Here is a 16,236-nt window from a genome sequence, read left to right on the forward strand (position 1 = left end):
CTTGGATCTACATCTTTAGCAACTCCTACTCTGTGCTCATCAGCCCATTTTAAATCTCCAGTTTGTTCCATGAACTTGTCAGCTCCAACTTTACATATTGGGCAAACTTCTGGTGCCATATCTCCTTCATGAACGTATCCACATACTGTACAAACAAATTTCTTCATATTTAATCCTCCTATTTATATACATTTATTTTCTTTACTTAATACATATCAAATCCCTTTGACATGTATTATTATATAATAATAATTATCCGTTGTAAAGTATAAAATAAATTTTTTTATACTTTTCATATCTTTATTAACAACTAAATAAAAAAAGAAATATAATTCCCTAAATAATAAAGGGAATATAAATTTAATTTATACCCCTTCCATTCTATTTATTATTTGCTATTTTCTTTTAAAAACTGTAATGCTTCTTCCCTTGGTAGTGGCTTTGAAAAATAATAACCTTGAATTTGCTCTACTCCAAAATCAATAACAGCTTTCTTTTGCTCTTCTGTTTCTATACCTTCTGCTACTAATTGCATTCCTATACCTTTAAACGCACCTATAATATTTTTAAACATTATAGCAGCTCCTTCACTCTTCATGGCCATCCATACTAAGCTTTTATCTAGCTTTACTGTATGGAAAGGAATACTCATAACTGTAGATACATTCGAATAGCCAGTCCCAAAATCATCTAATCCCATTTTTATACCATGCTTTTTCATTTCTTTAGAAAACTTAATAACAGATTCTGTACTATCAGCTAGTGCACTTTCTGTAAACTCTATTTTTATAGTATTACTTGGAATTCCATTTTTCTTAATAATTTCTATAACTCTTTCTTCCAAATCCATTTGAGAAAATTGAAGTGGAGAAAAATTCACATGAACACATCTAATTGGAATCTTATTATCTATAACAGATTTTATAAACTTACAAACCTTGTCTAAAATTACATAAGTCATTTCAATAATAATACCTGTTTCTTCTGCAATCGGAATAAACTCATTTGGATAAATAGGCCCAATTGGAGAATCATTAATTCTAATTAGTGATTCTAGATATAAGAACTTTTTCGTTTCTACATCATAAATAGGTTGATAATACATTTCAAAACTTTCTTCTTTAAGCTTTTCTCTTAGTATTTCAGCAATTATTTTCTTTCTTTTCATTTCTTTTAGAACTTTATCATCAAAGAAACAAATATAATTATTTTTTTTCTTCTTAGCCATTGCTACAGCATATTCTACAGATTGAATTATTGATTCTACAGTTCTATTATCACTGCTACATCTAACTATTCCAATAGCTATAGATAAATAAGTGCTATACTCACCTATTCTCCACATTTTATTCATTTCTTCTTGAACTTGATTAACATACTGCTCTATATTGGTATAAGATTCTCCTGATAGTAATACTGCAAATTCATCACCATTAAATCTATATACACTTTCTTTCGGACTAATTTTACATAATAATTTACTTATTTCTTGTAAAAAGATATCCCCTATTTGTTGACCATATCTATCATTTATAATTTTAAACTCTCTAAGAGATATAACTATCAACGCAATCTTTTCTTTTTTCTTTCCACTCTGTAATTGAAAATCTAACATATTAAGTAACTGTCCTCGATTAGGAATTTTAGTTAGATAATCAATATAAATTTGCTTATTTTGTAAATATAAATAAACAATTAAAAGTGCACAACTCGCTGAAAATCCTGATAAAATAATATATTTATGAGTTTGCTGAATAATTACAATTAAAGTTGACAACATAGGAAACATTAATAAAATTCTTATAGTTTTTTGCTCTATTTTTTTGTACTTATATGCTACTAAAAAAACAATTGCAAGACAATAAAAGTAAAAAATCAAATATGTAACTCCAATTAATTCTCCTCTTACATATCCCTTCTCTGGTGAAATATCAAAAATTAATTTTGTGAAAAAGTTAAATATAATAGCTATAAAGTAAAAAAACGTAGGTATACTTGCGATAAGTAAAACATTTTTTATTTCTTTATATTTTATATAAATACTTGCTACTACATAATAAAAATAAATCATTCCCATTAAAGGTATAAATATAAAATAAATAGTAGTTACTATCCAAGTAGCCCATATAGGTAATTCTTTGTAATGCTCAATCATAATAGTTGAAATAATATTACTTGAAATACCCATAAAAGTTGTCATAAGGCATAATTTAAAAACTCTATTCTTAAAGCTTGGAATATTATTCCCCTTTTTTTCATACATCCATACAATAATTAATATTATTAACGCACAAAACTCTGGCATTATATTCCATTCCATATCTATTCTCCTAATACTTTTGTTATACTAAAAATATACTTTATTTTACTATTATTAGTATAAAAATGCAATATTATTTACCTCATAATTCTACTATACAAATCACTTTTAATACACAAAATAAGGAACTGTTTTAAACAGCTCCTTATATAAAATTTAAAATTATGTTTCTATTTTAGACTTAAATTTTTCCTTTTAAAAGCACTTTCTATTCTCACATTAATTGTTATTTTATTCCAATAGCTGCTTCAACATTTGAAATTATAGTATCTATTGCCATTAATCCACTTCCTCCAACATACCATGCTTGTGGATCAACATATACTATATTTCCATTTTCATAAGCTTTTGTTGTTTTTACTAATTCATTTTCCATAGCCTCTATAACAGATGCTTGAGCTCCTGTTATAGCACCTCTATCTAAAACAAATAAGTAATCAGGATTCTTTTCTTTAATATATTCAAATGAAATTTCTTGACCATGCTTTGCTGATTCTATTGACTCATCTATTACTTTAAATCCAAATTTACTATAAAGCATATCATATCTTGATCCTAAACCATAAGCTGATAATGAACCTTCATTAAACATTGCCATTAAAGCTGTTGAATTATTTTCTTCTACTTTAGCCTTTATAGCTTCAACTCTATTATTTAAACTTTGTAATTCAGCAGTAACACCATCTTCTTTTTCAAATATTTTACCTAAAATCGTTGCATTATTTTCAGCTGATGCAAAGATATCATTATCAACTGTACCTAAGTATAAAACTGGAGCAATTTTCTTTAAATCTTCATAATATGATTCTTGTCTACCTTCTATTATAATAAGGTCTGGTTCAGCTGCATTTACTTTTTCTAAATCAAATTCTTTTAATGAACCTAAATCAATATATTTTTCATCCTCATATTGTGATAAATAATCTGGTAATGAACCTTTTGGTAATGCAACAGGTTCAACTCCTAATTTTGACATTATATCTAATGAACCATAATCTAAAACTACAACATTTTCTGGATTAACAGGAACTTCGATGTCACCCATTCTATCCGTTACAACAACTTTTTTATTTTCCTCTTGTACTGCTACGTTATTATCTGTTCCTGCACTATTACTAGTACATCCCATAACCCCTACTGATAATGCCATAACCATACCTAATATAGCTATAATTTTTTTCTTCATTATTTATTCCTCCATTTTTTTTACTATCATAGAGATAGTTAATAATAATTTGATTTATAAAAATTCTATATTTTTTATTTAAATATCTTAGAAATAAACACAAATCTTTTGATTATTTACTTCTCTGATATTAAAATTCATATCATATAATTTACTTAAATTAGTTTCTGTTATCATCTCTTCTGTTGTTGTATTATTTACTAGCTTTCCATCCTTTAATGCAACTATATTATCTGAATAACAAGATGCAAAGTTTATATCATGTATAACAATTATTATAGTTTTACCAAGATCATTAACCATTTGTCTTAGCATTTTCATCATCTCTGCTGAATGCTTCATATCTAAGTTGTTTAATGGTTCATCTAAAAGAATGTAATCTGTATCTTGAGCTACTATCATGGCTATGTATGCTCTTTGTCTTTGTCCTCCACTTAACTCATCTAGATATTTATTTTGAATATCTGTAAGCTTCATGTATTCTAAAGCATTATCAACTATCTTTTCATCTTCTTTTTTTAGCTTCCCTTCACAATAAGGAAATCTTCCAAAGGATACAAGCTCTCTAATAGTTAATCTTATATTTAAACTATTACTTTGCTTTAATATAGAAAGCTTCTTTGATAATTCTTTTGAATTCCATTCCTTTATTTCTTTTCCATCTATATATACTTCTCCTGAATCTGCATCCATAAGCCTTGATATAATAGATAGTACTGTACTCTTTCCAGCACCATTTGGACCTATAAAAGAAGTAATCTTTCCTTCTTCTATGTTAAATGAAACATTATCTACAACCTTCTTATTTCCATAGCTTTTATTTATATTTTTTATTTCTATCATAGCTTACTCTCCCTTAATAATAGATTTATAAAGTAAATTCCACCAATAAAGTTTATTATTATACTTATAGTTGTGTTGAATACAAATACTCTCTCTACTAGGAATTGTCCACCTACTAAAGCTATTATACTTATAAGTGTACCAACTATAAGAAGAACTGAATGTTTATAAGTTTTTGTTATTTCATAGGTTAAGTTAACAACTAATATACCTAAGAAAGTTATTGGTCCAACTAAAGCTGTTGATAATGAAACTAATATAGCTACAATTATCAATATTTTTTTGCTAAATTTATCATAATTAACTCCTAAATTTATAGCTTGCTCTCGCCCTAATGACATAACATCTAAATTATTAAAACTTCTAAACAATACAAAAGCTATTATTATAAGTATTAAAATTGAAACTACTATTATTTTTGTATTAACTAAGCTAAAGGAAGCATATAATTTTGTTTGAAGTGCATCAAATTCATTTGGATCTATTAAAACCTGCATAAATGATGACATACTTCTAAATAATGTTCCTACTACTGTTCCAACTAAAAGTAAAAAGAATATATTATTTTCACCCTTCTTAAGAACTACTTTAAATAAAATCATGGATAAAAGAACCATCAATGTTCCTGACATTAAAAAGTTAATTGTTTTATTTACCATAAAAATTGATGTTGATCCAAACACAAATACAACAACTGTTTGAACCAAACTATATAATGAATCCAAACCTATAACACTTGGTGTTATAATTCTGTTGTTAGTTATTGTTTGAAACAGTATAGAGGCTACTGAAATAGTTCCACCTGCTATTAAAATACCTAATACCTTAGGAATTCTTAATGATAAATTAAATCTATAATTTTTAGCTGTTAACCCCCATACTACATAAAGAGTTAAAAAGGCTATTGCTATAATTGACATTATTATTATTTGTTTTTTATTCTTACTCATTAATTATTCCTCCTAAATATTAAATAAAGGAATATTACAGCTCCTATAACACCTATAGTTAAATTAATAGGAATTTCATAAGGTGCTATTATAATTCTACTAATTATGTCACAAACTAATACAAAACTTGCTCCTAAAAGTGCAACTAATGGCATATTTTTCTTTAAGTTATCGCCTTTCCATATAGAAACTATGTTAGGTATAACTAGTCCAACAAAAGGCAAACTACCTACTGTTATTACAACTAACGAAGAAATTAATGCAACTATTATTACTCCTAAGTTAGTAACCCTTTTGTAGTTAAGCCCAAGACTTACTGACATTTCTTCTCCCATACCTGCTAAAGTAAATTTATGTACATATGAAAAAGCTATTATAACTAATGGAATACTTAAATATAGAATTTCATAGTTTCCTTTTAATATAGTTGAAAAACTTCCTTGTAAAAGTGCTCCCATACTTTGTGTTAAATTGAATCTATATGCAAAGAAACTTGTTATAGATCCTATTACATTTCCAAACATAATACCTACTAATGGTATAAATATTACATTTTTTATTTTTATTTTCTTAAGTATAGTCATAAATATAAAAGTTCCAGCAACTGAAAAAATAAATGCTAACATCATTTTTTGAAATATACTTGCGGAAGTAAATATTATCATTGACATCAAAACTCCAAGCTGAGCTGAATCTACAGTTGCTGCAGTACTTGGCGAAATAAACTTGTTATTACTTATTTGTTGCATAATAACACCACTTATACTCATACCAACTCCAGCTACTAATATACTTATTAATCGTGGCAACCTACTTATCATAAGAACCTGTAAATCATCTGATGTTAAATTAAATAAATTTATATCTATTACTCCTACAAAGATTGAAATTATTGAAAGTAATATAGTTATAATCCATAAAGATTTTCTAGCCATACAATCCACCCCTGTCATTTGATAATCTATATCAACTGAATTCAATTATAGTTGATATAGATTATCATTGTCAATATTTTTTTTAGCAATATATTCTATTTTTTATTAGATATATTTTTTCATGTAGTTTCTTTCTTTTTTTATTTATAAAACTATATAAAAAGAAAGAAACTACATAACTTCCTATTCCGTCACTAGACTATCAAAGGAAACATTATATAGTTTCTATCTATAATTCAATTTAATTTTAATCTTTATACCTATTAACTTCTTTCTTTACTAGTATTAATAAATTATTTAATTCATTAATTTCTCCATCTTCTACTAGCTTATTTAGAGAACCTTCAAATCTGCTAGCCTCTGCATTTTTCCCTAAAGATCTTAAACTTAGTATATTATGCATTATATTCGTAATAATATCTGATTTAATTTCAAATAATTTCTGTGCATCCTTAATTTCGTCTTTAATATCTAACATAAGTTCATCTAATTCAAAAGCTGCATCTGCTGCTTTTTTTAATTTTTCTCTTACCATATCTGGTAATTGCTTTTTATACTTATAATTTAAAGAATGTTCAATAGTAGCCCAAAAATTCATTGCTAAAGTTCTTATTTGAAATTCAGCTAAAATATCTTTTTGTCCTTCTGCCATATTTACAGGATATTTTATTATTATATGGTAGCTTCTATATCCACTTTCCTTTACTCCACTTACATAATCTTTTTCGTAAAGAATCTGCATATCTTTTCTGCATCTTATTATTTCTACTACCTTATCTATATCATCTACAAATTGACACATTATTCTTATTCCAGCTATATCCTCAATTTCATATTGAAGTCTATTTACTGGGATACCAAATTTATTTGCTTTTTCTAAAAGACTTGAAATTTCTTTCACTCTACCTGTAACAAACTCTATAGGTGAGTATTCATTTTTCTTTCTATATTCTTTTCTTATGCTTCTAAGCTTAACTTTAAGCTCATCTACTGCCTGTTCATAAGGCATAAAAAAACTTTTCCAGTCATGAATTACCATCTTTTATCACCCTTTTCAAACTTCACCCTATTTATTATATCAAAAAACTAATAATGTGTAATCAAATTCTTATCTAATAAAATAATTTGTTATATATATTTTTCTTTATTATGTTATAATTTAATACATGTGGGATTACGGGGTGATTAAATATGATAAAGACCTTACACAATCATAAAGATTTAATAAATCAAGTCGATAATATTAATAATAAAAACATATTTCTAAAACGAGTTACTTGTCCAGTTTGTAATAATATTTTTAAAACTCAAACAGTTAAGATTAATGCATCAAGAATTGCCTCAAAGGATTCAGATTTTTTTATCAGATATTTAGTAGAAAATCCTTATTTTTATGAAGTTTGGCTATGCCCTAATTGTGGTTATGCCGCTTTAAAAACTGACTTTGAAAAAATAAGAAATTTTCAAATTAATTTAGTTAAAGAAAACATTACTTCTAAATGGATTAATAGAGATTATCCTATTCCCTTCAATGAAAATGTTGCCATAGAAAGATATAAATTAGCATTACTTACTGCCTTAGTAATCCAAAGTAAATCAAGTACTAAAGCAATGCTTTGCCTTAAAATAGCTTGGATGTTTAGATTACTATCTGATAAAATTAACGAAAATAATTTTTTAAGTCAAGCCTTAATTGCTTTTAATGATACATATACAAACGAAAATATTCCTATTTATGGATTAGATAAATTTTCACTTTTATTTCTTATTGGAGAACTAAATAGAAGAATTGGAGAAGATCAAGCAACTTTAAGATATTTTTCTGAGGTTATTACATCTATAGGTGCATCTCAAAAAATAAAAGAAATGGCTCGAGATGGAAAAGATAAAATTAGGAGGTATTAAAATGGGGTTATTTTCTAGAAAAAATATAAAAGAAAAATCATTTACTAAAGAAAATATAGTAGATGATATTTCTGTTACTGAAATTATTGAAAAAGAAGCTACTAATAAGAATTTAAAAAATGAAATGGTTAAGTTAACTGATAGTAGTTCTAATATATCTACTGCTATCCAAGATGTTAATAGTTCTTTATCCTCTTTAACAAGTGCAAGTTTAACTCAAGCCGAAGAAATTAACAGTGCTAGGAACATATTAGAAAGCTTTAATAATCGTATGGAACAATTAGCATATAATATTACTAATGTTCAAATTTCTGTATTAGATACTGATAAAGTAGCAGATGAAGGGTTAAACACCTTTACTGATTTAGATCATTCATTAGCTGCTTTGCAACAAGCTTTTAAAACAGTTAGTACAACTGTAAACTCTCTAGTATCTAAACTTGAGTCTGTAAATACTATTACTGACTCTATTAGTCAAATAGCCAACCAAACAAACTTGCTTTCTTTAAATGCTGCTATAGAAGCTGCAAGAGCTGGAGAAGCTGGTAAGGGTTTTTCAGTAGTTGCAGGTGAAGTTAGAAAGTTAGCTGAAAATTCTAAGCAATCAGTTGAAAGTATAACTAAAATTTTAGATGATATTAAAACTGATATATTAGATGCTTCAAAAGCTATGGAAACTGGTGGAGTTGCTGTTGATAATCAACAAAAAACTCTTCAAAGCACTAAGGGTAGTCTTAATAATATAAAGTCTTCAATTAGTGAATCCATTAAAGAAATAGATAGTTGTATAGATAATCTAACTACTGCCTCTAGCGAAAAAGACAATGTATTAGCTACAATTGATAAAGTAAGTACTTTGTCCCAAGAACATTCAGCACTTTCAGAAGAAATTGCTGCAAATATGGATTTACAAACTAGAAATCTTGAAGAGTTAAATACTTCAATCTATTACCTAAATAATAAGCTTAATTAATAATAGAAAAGTGTTAAAGTATCATATCCAGGGTCCGCCTTACAGCTCCAAGTCACCTTGCTATGATACTTTAACACTTCCAAACTGAAGGAAGGAAAGTATAAATAGTTAATAATAAGGCATAACTTTTTATACTTTCCTATCCGTTTCTTTAATTATAAATCCAATCTTTTATCTTTATCTTTCCTCTTCCTAATTCTAGCGCCCCTCTTTTTTCTAAAACCTTCAAACTTCTGCTTACTACTTCTCTAGATGAACCTATATCTGCTGCTATCTTTTCATGAGTTGTATATATTATTTTTACACCATTATTTTCTCGTAATTTTTTATTAAAATAGTCAATAATCCTATTTTCAATACTATTAAAGGTTACTTTTTCTAATCCTGCTACTACACTTTCAAATTTATTATATAAATTTTTAAATATATATTTCAAAAATATATTATTATTAAGTAAGTACTTTTTAAATAAATCCATAGGCAAAATAGCTATTGTAGCATTTTCTTCTACATCAGCAAAGGATTTTTCATCTGAATCAGTTAATGCACATAAAATAGTATTAAAACAACTATCTCCCTTACCAATTCTATAAAGAGTTATTTCTTTTCCATCATCACCAAGCTTATAAATTCTAAGTTTTCCTTCTAATATAAATGACAACCCTATGCAACTTACATTATTTCTAAAAACCTTATCCCCTACCTCATAATTACTTAAAATTATTCTACTTAAAAACAAATCTAATATTTCTCTATCTAAATCCCTTAAGAAAGGATAATTTTTCAATAATTCATGTTCTAAATTCATATTCCCCCCTAAAATGAAAAAAAGTAAAACTACTTTAATTTTAGCCTTACTTTTTTTAATAATCAACTGATTAAAAATATTAAATTTATAAATCTAGTAATGAGTCTATTCTACTTTTATCAAATCCAACAACTATATTTCCATCGATATCTAAAACTGGTACCCCCATTTGTCCACTTTTATTTACCATTTCCACAGCTGCTGCTCTATTTAACCCTACATTTACTTCTTCATAATTTAAATTTTTGCTCCTTAAATAATTTTTTACCTTTGTACACCATGGGCAAGTATTTGTTGTATAAACTTTTATATTATTCATTTTGAATTCCTCCATATCATAAATCTTTCTATGATATAAGTATATTCCTCTCTTTCTTATTTGACTGTAACAAAGTCACAAAAGATAATTTATTATAAAATAGCTACAACTGTAAATAGATATATGAAGAACCCTATAGTACTAGCAATATGCAATTTCCTTACCAATCCTCTTTTTCCCATCAAAAAATATCCTGTAACTCCAATAGCAATCATAATTAAAGTGAAACCAATATATTTTATAAAATCTTCTTGCCCTATCTTTTGTACTAATGCTAAACACATAGCTATTACAGATAAACTTCCAATGATTATATGTGCCTTTCTAAAATTAAACTTCTTAAGCTTAAAAAGTTTTGGTATATAATAAATTAATAGTGCTAACATAAATAAATTTGATGATATTCTTTCCATAGATCCTCCAATTAAACTTCTTTTTTAAATTTCATTAATTCTTTTTCTTCTTTTGTAATAGTCTTAATTCTAAAAATAAAGTAATAGAATTTAAATAAAATTAAAACCACTATAAAACATTTCATAAAAATACTATCTAAAATAATTAGTGGAAAAGCTAGCATAAAATCTGCAAAAGCTAAAAGGCAAATTTTCTCCCTTAATGTCATAGCTCTTTCTTTAACAAAGGATTCTAAATGCTTTTTATATAATTTTGTATTGATAAACCAATTATTAAATTTATCTGAACCTTTTGCAAAACAATAAGATGCTAATAGTAAAAATGGTGTAGTTGGTAATATAGGAAGTATAACTCCTATTGCTCCTAGTACTACAGAAATAAGGCCTACTGTTATATAAATATATTTTTTTATAGATTTCATAGTAATTTCCCCTATCCTTAAATTTCATATTATTAAAATTTACTTGTTAGTAAGTCATATGCCTAAATAGCTCAATTGGATTATAAATAAGTAGTCTTGGGCCTGAAAATCTCATGACCTTCTTAACCTTTTCCTTCATATCCTTTTTGTAACAATGTATTGGACATTTGCCACAAGTGCTTTTTTCTTCTCCAAATTTACAAAAGCTAAGTCTCTTATGTGCATATTCTAATAACTCCTGACACTCACCACATAATTCATTATTTTTGTGTTTCTTTTTGCAATAAATCTTTATCATAAGCTCAATTGTTCTTTTTTCTCTTTCTATTTTAGTCATATAACTACGCTCCCCACCAGATTTTGATAATCATTATCAATAATAACTCTTAATAAAGAGGATTCATCATCCTCTTTATTAAACTTATACTATTTTTTTATTCTCTAATTTATAAACTTTATCACATATAGCTGTTGTAGATTTTCTATGTGAAATAAGTATTATAGTCTTATCCTTACAATTTTCATTTATAGACTTTAATATTTCCCCTTCATTTAAAGCATCTAAATTACTAGTTGGTTCATCTAATATAAGTACTTCACTATCTTTTAAGAATGCTCTAGCTAATCCAATTCTTTGCTTTTCTCCTGAAGAAAGATTTCCACCAAGTTCGGAAACTTTAGTTTCATAACCCTTAGGTAAAGTTAATATAAAGTCATGTATAGATGCCTTTTTAGCAGCCTCAACAACTTCTTCCTCAGTAGCATCCTTATTTCCTATCTTAATGTTCTCCAGTATAGATTCATTGAAAAGATAGGTTTCTTGGCTAACTAATCTTTGAGTACTTCTTAAAGATTTAGTATTAACTTCTTTAATATTTATATTATCTAATTTTATATCCCCTGAATTAACATCCCAAAATCTCATTATCAGCTTAATAAATGTACTCTTACCAATTCCACTTTCCCCTATTAATGCAATTTTTTCTCCCTTTTTAATGTTTAAACTAGCATTTTCAAATATCTTTTCTTTTCTATTTGGATAAGAGAATGTTACATTATTATAAGTTATATCTCTGCAAAGTGTATCATTCATACCTACAACTTCTTCTACTTGTGGATTTTCATCTAAAAGTTCAAATATTCTTTCCGCACAAGCAAAAGTTTGAAGCAATGTATTAGATAAATTACTTAAAGCAACTACTGGCCCAAAAGATGATGCTATTATTACAATAGCAACTATAGCAGTTGTAAATGCTATTTCTCCATTTAAGAACTTACTTACTCCAAGTACAACAAATGTTAATATAGCTATCATTATTGTTATATCTGTTGTAGCTCTTATTATTCCTTCATGATCCTTTATCTTATCTAAACTTTTATTTAATCTTCTAGAATTTTCATTTATCTTCTTAAGTCTCTCTTCACCATTTTTATATAATAATATTTCTTTTAATCCTCTTAAAGAATCTAAAACATAGTTATTACTTTCCCCAAAGATATTTCTATAGTTAACTCCTGATTCTTTTGCAAAACTTGAAGAAGCATATGGTATTACAAACCCTACTATTATATAGAATATAGCAGCTATAACTCCGAAAATTGGATTAATTAAAAATAATATTATAGCTATGATACTATTTGTTATTATTGCTATAGATATTGGAGCTATTGTATGAGCATAAAATACTTCTAAAAGCTCAATATCTGAAGTTATTAAAGCTATTAAATTACCTTTTTCTTTTCCTTCTAATTTAGCTGGGGCAAGTTTTCTTAAAACTGTGAAAATCTTATCTCTTAAAATATATAAAATCTTAAAAGCTATATAGTGTCCTGATAATTGTTCACCATATCTTAAGAATCCTCTTAATACTGCAGCTACAGCCATTACTATTAAAGCGCCTTTAAAACTTATAAAAGTTATATCTCCAATAAAGGCACCAAGAGCAACAGCTCCAAAAGCAGCTATTGAAATAGCAGCTAAAAATCCTAATACTCCCATAGATATTGTAATTAACATTATAGGTGCCAGTGGTTTTAATTCTACTATTAATCTCTTCATTATTTGGAAGCCTGATCTTCTTTTCATATTAGCAAACCTCCCTAATTTCTTCTAATTCATTTTGTTTATTTACCATGTTATGATAATATCCTTTAGCATTCATTAACTCATCATGAGTTCCTTCTTCTACTAATTCTCCCTTATTCATAACATATATATTTTTAGCTTCTTTAACATTAGCTAATCTATGAGATATTACTAATATAGTTTTATCCTTAGAAAGATCATATATAGCTTCCCAGATAGCCTCTTCACTTTCAACATCTATATTTGAAGTAGCTTCATCAAATATTATCATCTTTCTATTTGCAAGTATTGCTCTAGCTAAAGCTAATCTTTGCTTTTGTCCTCCAGATAAGGCACTTCCACCTTCTCCTACATTAGTATTTAATTTATCCTTTAATCCTTCTACAAAACTATCTAATCTTGCAACTTTTAATGCTTCATTAATTTCTTTATCTGTAGCTTTCTTATTTCCTACTAAAAGGTTATCTAATATACTTCCATTAAAAATATAACTATTAGTAGATATTAAACCTATGTTTTCATATATAAGATTAGAATTAAGTTTTTCAATATCTATATTATTTAATAAAACTTTTCCATTATTAACTTTGTAATTATTTAATATTATAGATGCTATAGTACTCTTACCAGAACCACTTTCCCCTACTATTGCAACTATTCCCTTAGGTGTAATATCCATATTAATATTCTTTAATACTTCTCTTTCACCATCATAACTAAATGTAACATTTTCAAGTTTTATATTTATATCTTCTTTAATTTCTTTTATTTCTTCATCAACTTCTTTTTGTCTTTCCTCTGCATCTAGGATCCCAAAAATTCTATCAGATGCTGCCATTCCATTCATTGCTATATGGAAATATGAACCTAAAAGTCTTAGTGGAATAAAAAATTCTGAAGATAAAAGTATTATTATAAGTAAACTTCCTGGTAGTAAATCTCCATTTTTTAATTGAATTAAAGCAACTATAGTTCCTGCTGCTGCACCACCAAATGCAACTAAATCCATTATTGTAATAGAATTTAACTGCATACTTAAAACTTTCATTGTTATTTTTCTAAACTTTTCTGCTTCAACATTCATTTTTTGATGTCTTTCTTCATCAATATCAAATACCTTTAATGTTGTAAGTCCTTGAAGATTTTCTAAGAAGCTTCCACCTAAATCAGAATAACTTTTCCAATAATCCTTTAATATTCTCTTTGCTATTTTCATTATTGCAATTATTGAAATTGGAATAAGCGGTACACAAAGTATAAATACAAGGGCTGCTTTAAATGATATAAAGCTCATAAATATAAATAATGTAACTGGAACTAATAATGAATAGAAAAACTGCGGTAAGTATTTACCAAAATAGATTTCTAATTGTTCTACTCCTTCCACCATTACTTGAACTATAGATGATGTACTTTCAACACTACTATAACCAGTACCTAATTTAAGCAACTTTTTATACACAAGTTCTCTTAAAGTTGTTCTTGCCTCAGATGAAGCTAAATTAGAAAATTTAGCATACAATATGTTGCAAATAAATCTTATAATTAAAAGTCCAATTATCACAACTCCAGGTTTTAAAATATCTCCTAAAGTTAAATTAATTATCCCTCCGGTATAAACTCTATTAATAAATTGTCCGACTAATATAATAGTAACAATATTACATATTATCGATATCCAATTTGCTAATATAGTAAGAGCTATATATTTCTTGGATTGGCTACATAAATTTATTAGCCTTTTATTAATCATCATAATATCTTCCCCCTTATATAATACTGATATTCATTTTCATATGGTAACAATTGACAGTATACCCTAATTGATATTAATTTTCAATAGATAAATGTTAAAAAATTAATTATTTTTATATTTTCATTTTATAAAGCCTTAATTCTTATCTATACACAAACATATATATCTAAAGTATATATGCCTGTGTTTTAAAATATTGTTGGTAACTTTATTTTTCTTGTTTATAAACATTCTTTTAAGACAATACTCTTAAAATATATCAGATTGTTTAAGGAGAATATTTATATATGTATTTATATGATTTACCAGAAATAGATGAAAATTTTTATAAACATAGCTTCAATATCGTTAATAAATATACTAATAATTTAACTATTACTGACCTATTAAAAGATAGGAAAATAGATTATTGCCCTAATTGTAATTGTAAAGATATTATTAAATATGGAAAATACAAAGGTCTTCAAAGATTTAAATGCTTAAATAAAAACTGTAAAAAAACTTTTTCACAAAAAACCAAAACTCTTTTTAGCCATTCAAAGAAATCCTCTGATCTTTGGATAAGATACTTTATACTTATGAATAATGGAAAGTCACTTAGAGAGTGTGCAACACTACTAAATATAAATTTAGCTACTTCTTTTTATTGGAGACATAAAATTTTATTTACACAAAATAAAAATTACTATAATGTCTTAAAAAATTATGTAGAAGTAAGTAAAATAATGATTAAAGAAAATTTTAAAGGTGATAAAAAATCTAGTAATTATAGAAAAGACAAGGTATTTATTGCTTGTGCCATGGATACTAACAAAACTCTTTTATCTAAAGTTATTGGTAGATATACAATTTCATTAAAGTCTATAGATATGCATTTTTCATATAATATAGATAAAAATGCTATATTATCTTCATATAATGATAGATATTTTGAAATTTTCTCAAAGAAACATAATTCAGCTATTTTACCTATAAAAGAAGATATTATTTTAAAAATAGCCAACAAAATAGATACTGATAATAATTTTTTTAATAAAAATCATATAAATGATATCAAAAATTTAAACTCAACTCTACCTTATAAATGTTTATTTATTCATAGTTTTTCATTAAAAATAAAAAGATGGCTTATGAGATTTAGAGGTGTAGCTACTAAATATTTAGAAAATTATTTGAATTGGCATATTATTGAATTCAAAAACAATTATAAAACTTATTCTTTAAACCAAATTTCTTTTTTTAAAGAATTTTTAAAAGATTTTTCTTTTATAAGAACAAAGGATTTGTCCAATTATAATTTATTATTTGAATCTATTAGAT

At 26.2% G+C, this 16,236-nt stretch carries 17 protein-coding genes; 3 read left to right on the top strand and 14 right to left on the bottom strand.

The features are described from left to right. From H9660_RS16390 to yjbM, 7 genes are all read right to left on the bottom strand, one after another. Nucleotides 1-167: rubredoxin-like domain-containing protein (locus tag H9660_RS16390; RefSeq protein ID WP_341479555.1), on the bottom strand; the 167-nt coding region annotated here is incomplete at its 3' end. A 221-nt stretch (nucleotides 168-388) separates the two neighbouring features. Beyond that, on the bottom strand, nucleotides 389-2,320 hold the full coding sequence (locus H9660_RS14000) for a putative bifunctional diguanylate cyclase/phosphodiesterase (protein WP_191750998.1): 1,932 nt from the start codon (nucleotides 2,318-2,320) through the stop codon (nucleotides 389-391). A gap of 226 nt (nucleotides 2,321-2,546) precedes the next feature. Further along, on the bottom strand, nucleotides 2,547-3,506 hold the full coding sequence (locus tag H9660_RS14005; RefSeq protein WP_191750999.1) for a siderophore ABC transporter substrate-binding protein: 960 nt from the start codon (nucleotides 3,504-3,506) through the stop codon (nucleotides 2,547-2,549). 87 nt (nucleotides 3,507-3,593) lie between these two features. Beyond that, the gene (locus H9660_RS14010; RefSeq protein WP_191751000.1) at nucleotides 3,594-4,349 is read right to left on the bottom strand and encodes an iron ABC transporter ATP-binding protein; all 756 of its coding nucleotides are present in this window, start codon (nucleotides 4,347-4,349) and stop codon (nucleotides 3,594-3,596) included. Beyond that, nucleotides 4,346-5,299 carry an iron chelate uptake ABC transporter family permease subunit gene (locus H9660_RS14015; protein ID WP_191751001.1) on the bottom strand — a complete coding sequence of 318 codons (954 nt, stop codon included), beginning with the start codon at nucleotides 5,297-5,299 and terminating at the stop codon, nucleotides 4,346-4,348. Before H9660_RS14015 ends, H9660_RS14010 begins: the two co-directional genes overlap by 4 nt. Beyond that, nucleotides 5,299-6,234, bottom strand: coding sequence for an ABC transporter permease (locus H9660_RS14020; RefSeq protein WP_191751002.1), 936 nt, complete (start codon nucleotides 6,232-6,234; stop codon nucleotides 5,299-5,301). Before H9660_RS14020 ends, H9660_RS14015 begins: the two co-directional genes overlap by 1 nt. Nucleotides 6,235-6,481: 247 nt before the next feature. Then, entirely contained in the window at nucleotides 6,482-7,273 is a 792-nt protein-coding gene (gene yjbM, locus H9660_RS14025; RefSeq protein WP_191751003.1) for a GTP diphosphokinase, read from the bottom strand. Nucleotides 7,274-7,425: 152 nt separating this feature from the next. Between yjbM and H9660_RS14030 the strand changes: the two genes are divergently transcribed. Both H9660_RS14030 and H9660_RS14035 read left to right on the top strand, forming a co-directional pair. Continuing rightward, nucleotides 7,426-8,139 (top strand): DUF2225 domain-containing protein, encoded by a 714-nt coding sequence (locus H9660_RS14030; protein ID WP_191751004.1) that lies wholly within the window; start codon nucleotides 7,426-7,428, stop codon nucleotides 8,137-8,139. Between the two features lies 1 nt (nucleotide 8,140). Beyond that, the gene (locus H9660_RS14035) at nucleotides 8,141-9,112 is read left to right on the top strand and encodes a methyl-accepting chemotaxis protein (protein WP_191751005.1); all 972 of its coding nucleotides are present in this window, start codon (nucleotides 8,141-8,143) and stop codon (nucleotides 9,110-9,112) included. 151 nt (nucleotides 9,113-9,263) lie between these two features. On the opposite strand, the gene H9660_RS14040 is transcribed toward H9660_RS14035, so the two are convergent. The 7 genes from H9660_RS14040 to H9660_RS14070 all read right to left on the bottom strand — a co-directional run bounded on the left by H9660_RS14040 (nucleotide 9,264) and on the right by H9660_RS14070 (nucleotide 14,916). Next, nucleotides 9,264-9,920, bottom strand: a complete 657-nt coding sequence (locus tag H9660_RS14040) for a Crp/Fnr family transcriptional regulator (RefSeq protein WP_191751006.1) — start codon at nucleotides 9,918-9,920, stop codon at nucleotides 9,264-9,266. Between the two features lie 85 nt (nucleotides 9,921-10,005). Next, nucleotides 10,006-10,239 carry a glutaredoxin domain-containing protein gene (locus H9660_RS14045; protein ID WP_191751007.1) on the bottom strand — a complete coding sequence of 78 codons (234 nt, stop codon included), beginning with the start codon at nucleotides 10,237-10,239 and terminating at the stop codon, nucleotides 10,006-10,008. A gap of 92 nt (nucleotides 10,240-10,331) precedes the next feature. Then, the gene (locus tag H9660_RS14050; protein ID WP_191751008.1) at nucleotides 10,332-10,652 is read right to left on the bottom strand and encodes a hypothetical protein; all 321 of its coding nucleotides are present in this window, start codon (nucleotides 10,650-10,652) and stop codon (nucleotides 10,332-10,334) included. A gap of 11 nt (nucleotides 10,653-10,663) precedes the next feature. Next, nucleotides 10,664-11,074 (bottom strand): YbaN family protein, encoded by a 411-nt coding sequence (locus H9660_RS14055; protein WP_191751009.1) that lies wholly within the window; start codon nucleotides 11,072-11,074, stop codon nucleotides 10,664-10,666. Nucleotides 11,075-11,120: 46 nt separating this feature from the next. Next, nucleotides 11,121-11,411: a nitrous oxide-stimulated promoter family protein gene (locus H9660_RS14060; protein ID WP_191751010.1), complete on the bottom strand. Its 291-nt coding sequence runs from the start codon at nucleotides 11,409-11,411 to the stop codon at nucleotides 11,121-11,123. An 84-nt stretch (nucleotides 11,412-11,495) separates the two neighbouring features. Next, the gene (gene cydC, locus H9660_RS14065) at nucleotides 11,496-13,160 is read right to left on the bottom strand and encodes a thiol reductant ABC exporter subunit CydC (RefSeq protein WP_191751011.1); all 1,665 of its coding nucleotides are present in this window, start codon (nucleotides 13,158-13,160) and stop codon (nucleotides 11,496-11,498) included. A gap of 1 nt (nucleotide 13,161) precedes the next feature. Next, nucleotides 13,162-14,916, bottom strand: coding sequence for an ABC transporter ATP-binding protein/permease (locus tag H9660_RS14070; protein WP_191751012.1), 1,755 nt, complete (start codon nucleotides 14,914-14,916; stop codon nucleotides 13,162-13,164). A gap of 287 nt (nucleotides 14,917-15,203) precedes the next feature. Between H9660_RS14070 and H9660_RS14075 the strand changes: the two genes are divergently transcribed. Then, a partial coding sequence (locus H9660_RS14075) for an IS1 family transposase (RefSeq protein WP_191751013.1) occupies nucleotides 15,204-16,236 on the top strand: 1,033 nt, incomplete at its 3' end.

The organism is Clostridium gallinarum (assembly GCF_014836325.1).
Lineage (GTDB): Bacteria > Bacillota > Clostridia > Clostridiales > Clostridiaceae > Clostridium > Clostridium gallinarum.